Source organism: Blautia faecis (assembly GCF_020554845.1).
GTDB classification, from domain to species: domain Bacteria; phylum Bacillota; class Clostridia; order Lachnospirales; family Lachnospiraceae; genus Blautia_A; species Blautia_A faecis.
In genome coordinates this window covers 1-2,036 of record NZ_JAJCIA010000077.1, presented here as the reverse complement: position 1 = coordinate 2,036, position 2,036 = coordinate 1, and the positions used below count along the sequence as shown (strand labels likewise).

Annotated in this window: 2 protein-coding genes; both read right to left on the bottom strand. The window is 40.1% G+C overall.

All coding sequences use genetic code 11. The features are described from left to right. Window positions 1-104 precede the first annotated feature (104 nt). Entirely contained in the window at window positions 105-1,361 is a 1,257-nt protein-coding gene (locus LIZ66_RS18225) for an RNA-guided endonuclease InsQ/TnpB family protein (protein ID WP_226814884.1), read from the bottom strand. 55 nt (window positions 1,362-1,416) lie between these two features. Continuing rightward, window positions 1,417-1,827 (bottom strand): IS200/IS605 family transposase, encoded by a 411-nt coding sequence (gene tnpA, locus LIZ66_RS18220; RefSeq protein WP_179962511.1) that lies wholly within the window; start codon window positions 1,825-1,827, stop codon window positions 1,417-1,419. Between the last annotated feature and the right edge of the window lie 209 nt (window positions 1,828-2,036).

The following is a 2,036-nucleotide window of genomic DNA, read 5'->3' as shown; positions in this document are numbered from 1 at the left end:
CTCGTGAACTACTCGGCAACTAAGTTACCAGAGTATCTGAAATCTGGCGGGATACCGCCTTTTTTCAGGGTGCGTCCATGACACCAATACTGCTTGCCTTTCGGCTATACAGCTACTTTTATTATTTCTGGATTTTTTAGTCCGGTTACGGACAGTTCCTTCTGCTTTCCGGATACGGAAAGATATTTCCGCAGGATATTAAATGCTCCTACTGCATCGGCATTATATCTTACTCCGTTGGTTATATATATGCCCCGTTCTTTTCGGTTTGATGCTTCTGCATATCTTTTTGATACTTCTGGTGCTAACGGACTGCACTGGCTGGTATAGTTTTCTTCCCGTTTTATCAATTGTATTCCATACAGTTTCAGCTTATATTCCAGCATGATATACAGCTTGTTATATGGCAGTTCGTGTAACTTCTGGTTGGTCTTATGCCCCATATCATTTTCTTTGCGGATGTTTCGGATGTCTCCCACAACCACACAGCGGATGTCTTCTTTTCTGCAGTATTCTGCAATCCATCTGGTCACTTTATGAAGATAATCCTTCACTGCATTCTGCTTTTTCCTGTAAAGCCTCTGGATATGTTTCGATGATCTTGGATATTTTATCCCTCTTTCCGACTGCTGTGCATACCATACAGACTGTACTCTGGCAATCTCTTTATGAAAATATCTTTCCAACGAAAGATATTTCCTTCCCAGGATAAAAGTCCGGCCATTTCCGGAATCATAACAGGTCATCAGATTATGAAGCCCAAGATCAACAGATAAATAATGTCCATTCTGAGAAAGCTGTTCCGGCTCTTCAATCTCATAGATAACAATAAGGTCACATGTTCCATTTTCCGGCGGATAGATCCGCAGCTGTTTTATATGATCCATGTCCCTGAAAATCTTATTTTCAAGATATAGAAATTTTTCATGGATCCCGTATGTTTCTTCCATATAGCTTTTCAGATCTTTTGGCAGCGACAGACGCAATTGATCTGAACCTTTCTCATGCCGGATCCCCATCTGCATGTATGTAACCGGGATATTGTCCTGTTTAAAACGGGGCGGATTTGGAGCTTTGATTCCTCCGGTCTTTTTCAGGACATAAAAAGATTTCCATGCCTTGTCCAGCTGCTTGCAGGTCTCCTGCGCTGTCTGTGACGGAAGCTGTTTATACCACAGATTTTCTTTATGTGCTTTTTTCTGATAATACCAGTCAGGATACTTTTCCAGTCCCAGTTCTTTATAATGATGGCGTTCATAGTTGCAGACATTCCAGAGTTTGGAAGCTGCATAACACATATGTCCTATAATGTTGGAATATTCCGGCCGGATTTTTACAGATGTCCTGTGTGACAGCAGCATTCCTCTTTCCCCCTTCCAGCAGCTATGCAGATAAAAATTTACCCTTCACCTTGATTTAATACGATTTGCTCTGATGTTCAATATAACGGCGGATATTTTCTTCAGATACAGACCCGATTGTTTCCACATAATAGGAATGATTCCATAGCTCTCCCTTCCACAGCTGGTTTCTTATTTCCGGAAAACGTTCGAATAATTTTCTGCCGGTGATCCCTTTCAGATACTTGACAATTGCTGTTATAGACAGCTTTGGTGGAGCTGATACAAAGCAATGGACATGGTCTCCTTCACCACATTCAAATAAATGAACAGTAAAGCCCTTATCCTCAGCAATCTGCTGCACCAGTTCCTGAAGGTATTCCTCAATATCTGGGGTTAATATCTTCCGTCGGTATTTCACCGACCATACCATATGGTAGTTAATATTACATACACAAGTTCTATAATGTATTAGATTTTCTTTCATACATATAGTATAACATAATGAATTGAAACATGCAATGAAAACCGAACATATTTTCGACTTGTTGTATGCCGGTTACGGCATTAATATCAAAGAGCTTAATATCAAAGAGTAAAGAGATTATTATATTATTTCAATGTGCAGATATGCACAATTCTACGCTTTCATCTCGGTAATTGAATTGCCGAGGATTCCCGCTTATCGTCCTAAAA